The sequence below is a fragment of the Methanobrevibacter oralis genome (assembly GCF_001639275.1).
GTDB classification, from domain to species: Archaea; Methanobacteriota; Methanobacteria; order Methanobacteriales; family Methanobacteriaceae; genus Methanocatella; species Methanocatella oralis.
In genome coordinates this window covers 1-3,735 of record NZ_LWMU01000109.1, presented here as the reverse complement: position 1 = coordinate 3,735, position 3,735 = coordinate 1, and the positions used below count along the sequence as shown (strand labels likewise).

Genomic DNA, 3,735 nt, shown 5'->3' with positions numbered 1-3,735 from the left:
TTAAGTGCTGGGAGATTTACTGGGGAAAATAATACTGATTTAAGTATTAATTTAGCTCATAAGAATTATAATGGTAGTTTGACTATTATTGGTGCAAGTAATGGGCAAACTATACTCGATGGAAATGGTGAAACATGTATTTTTAAATCAATTAGTGCTGATTCTATTGTAACTTTGATAAACATTACATTTACACATGGAAAAGCAGAATTTGGATCAGCTATACGTACTTCTGGAAATTTAACCATAGATAATTGTACTTTTGATAGTAATTATGCTACCACTCTTGCAGCAATTTATGCAGAAGATATGGAAGATGTAAAAATTACAAATTCTGTATTTAAAAATAATTATGGGTTTGAAGGATATGCAGATCTTTATTGTACAGGTACTGAATCAATAACAATAGATATTATCAATTCTACATTTATAAATTCAACAACAGAAAATTTATATAGTTTACCTTCTTTTTCAATCCAAAATACAAATGCAAATATAATAGGAAATAAATTTGAAAACATGACTGGATTATATGAAAGTGGAACATTTGAATTAAGATATGGATATGGTAAACGTAAAGTAATTGATAATATATTTGTTAATTGTAATTATATTGGAAATAGAAAGGGAGGTATAATCTATATTTCAAATACATACCTTAAAAATAATCAATTTATAAACTGTACTTCTACAAATGCTTTAATATGTTCTGTAACTGAATTTAATGCATATCTCAAATTTAAAAATTTAACAGTAAATGGGACTGAATTTAAATTAATATGTGAGGTAACTGATGATTTAAATAACAGTGTAAGTACTCATGGAAAAGTTCATTTCTTTATTGATGGTAAAGGCATTGGTTCTGATAATGCAAATAATGGTATTGCTTCAATAACTGTGACTAAATTATTAGATAATGGTGATTACACACTTAGTGGAACTTATTATTATTCTGAAAATCCATTTGAAGTTAATGTAAAAAATGCAACAATCCATGTTGATTTTAACCATGACCCCCTAGAATTATGGGTATCCAATGATGGTAATGATACAACTGGTAATGGAAGTAAAAACAATCCATTTAAAACACTTAGGCATGCCTTAAATTATGGATTTGAAAATACGATTGATTTAACTATCCATATGAAGGATGGAATTTATACTGGAAATGACAACAAAGACTTATCTTACTCTAATATTGGTAAATTAACTATTTTTGGTGAATCTTACAGAAATACCATAATTGATGCAGAATATAATAATACTATTTTTACCTTTGGCAAATATCTAAATGTGACTTTAACAAACATGACTCTAAGAAATACAAGTGGAAATGTCATTAATGCTTATATTTTAAAAATCTGTGATTCTTTTATTGAACATGTTGATTTTTTAAATGGAGGATATAGTGATACATCTAAAATAATTTTTAATAATCTAACTTACACAAATAGTGGTGGAATATACATATACAATGCAGAAATTTATAATTCTAAATTTAAAAATTGTAATAATACTAAAAATAATTGCCTTTTGCAGATAATTTCTCTTGAAAATAATATAATACATATTGAAAACACTACTATAATCAACAATACCGTTAACGGACAACATGGTTCTTCTATTGTTTATATATCTGGAAATAGCATATTAATAAATAACAATTACATTAATAATACTGTTATTAGCCAAAATGCAATGTATATTTTTCAAAGTTATGCTAATAAACTAACCTCTGCAAACGAAACTTTCATAGGAAATAATGTATCAAGTTACATAGCATATTATGATTTTAATGGAAATAATGCTGAAATAATATTTGAAAATATTACTTTTAAAAATAATTATGCAAAAATTGATGGATCAGGTTTAGTTATTAAAACAGGACGGATTAAAGGTGCTAAATTTATTAATAACACTGCTTTAAATAATGGTGGAGCTATTATTATCTTACCTCATTATGGAAATAGTCCATTTCCAAAATGTATTCTTGAAGACGTGTTTTTTGAAAATAATAATGCAAATAATGGTAAAGACATATTTATTGAAAAAGCCAATAATGGATATAAAAACGGGCAATTAGACAACATTACAATAACCTTCAATAACCTAATTACTCATAATTTACAAGATATTGTGACTGCAAACATTAGTCATCCTAGTGGAGCTGTTATTGGTGGTGGAATGATTAAATTTTATTTAAATGGTTCTTATATGGGGGTTGCAGAAGTTGTAAATGGTGTAGCTAAATTAAATTATTTAGGATTTACAAAAGACGGTAATTATACTTTAAGTGGTTCATATAACTACGAAACAAACAACACTATTTATAACAATGCTACTGTTAATGTAATGCTTAGTCCATTAAAAGAAAATATTACTTTATATGTTTCTGATAGTAGAGGAGATGATGAAAACGGAAATGGTTCATATGAAAATCCTTACAAAACCATTGAAAATGCATTAAACAAAGGTTGCAAACAATCTAAAGTAATTTTTATTAAAGTTTTAGAAGGTAATTATACTGATAAATTCAATAACAATATTACTCTTTTTGATTCTTTAAATATCACAATTATTGGTGAAGGAATAGACAAAACAATCATCACAGGAAACAATACTAAAAATAACTGGTTTATATCAGTATTGCATGCAGGTAATGGATTTTTAAAATTAGTTAATATGACTATTAGTGAAATTAATTATAATTATAAAAATATGAATAGTCAAAAATCTGCTGTTGTTATTGAAGATGGTGCTAATGTAATGATTGATAGTGTTAAATTTACAAAAAATCGAGGGTTCAATGGTGGTGCAATTAATAACAAAGGTAAGTTAAACATTGTTAATTCTATTTTTTATAATAATGGTGATTCAAGTTACGGAGGATCAATATACAATACAGGTATAACAATCATTGACAATTCATCATTTATTGCAAATCATGCAAAATTTTGTGCTGATATTTATAATGAAGGTATTTTAAACATTTACAATTCCACTATACAGGATTCCATGCGTACAAATGGTTGGACTGGGACCCCACTTGTAATTGGAGGTCTTGGTAATATAAGCATTATTAATTCTAAAATATTTAGAACAGGGAAAACTCCACTAGAACTTATTAATCCTGGCGACACATATGCTGACAATCCAGGATTTACCATAAGTATTGGAACAACTGGAAGCATAATACTAATAAATACAACAATAGACGGTCATGATGCCAAATATACAGGACCCAGCATTTATAGTACAAATAATGCTGCTATAAGTTGGCATGTATCTTCAAATATTAAAATTTACAATACCTCTTTCTTAAATTTAGATAGCATCCTGAATAATCAACGAGGAAATATAACAATTAATTCATCATTTATTAAAAATGTATCTAACCTAATAAAGTCAACAAGTCTTTATAATTTAACTGTAATAAACTCTTACTTTGCAGATGGAACAATATCAACCGAAAAATACAGTAACTCTAATATTTGCTTAAATAACAATTGGTGGGGAAGTAATTCCAAACCTACTTATAAAGTAGCTAATGTTGATACAAATCCTGAAACCTGGTTAATATTAACACTAAACCAAACTAATCAAAGCGTTTTATCAAAAAACATTATTTTAGCTTTTAAAGTTAGCGATGGTGAAAATATAACAGATTATACAGGACAACTATATCCAAGACAGTTTACAATGTCTAGCATAAACGGAACACTAAAATCAGCTAAT

Annotated in this window: 1 pseudogene; it reads left to right on the top strand. The window is 26.8% G+C overall.

The features are described from left to right. Positions 1–3,735: pseudogene (locus MBORA_RS10885) on the top strand (hypothetical protein); the annotation flags it as partial.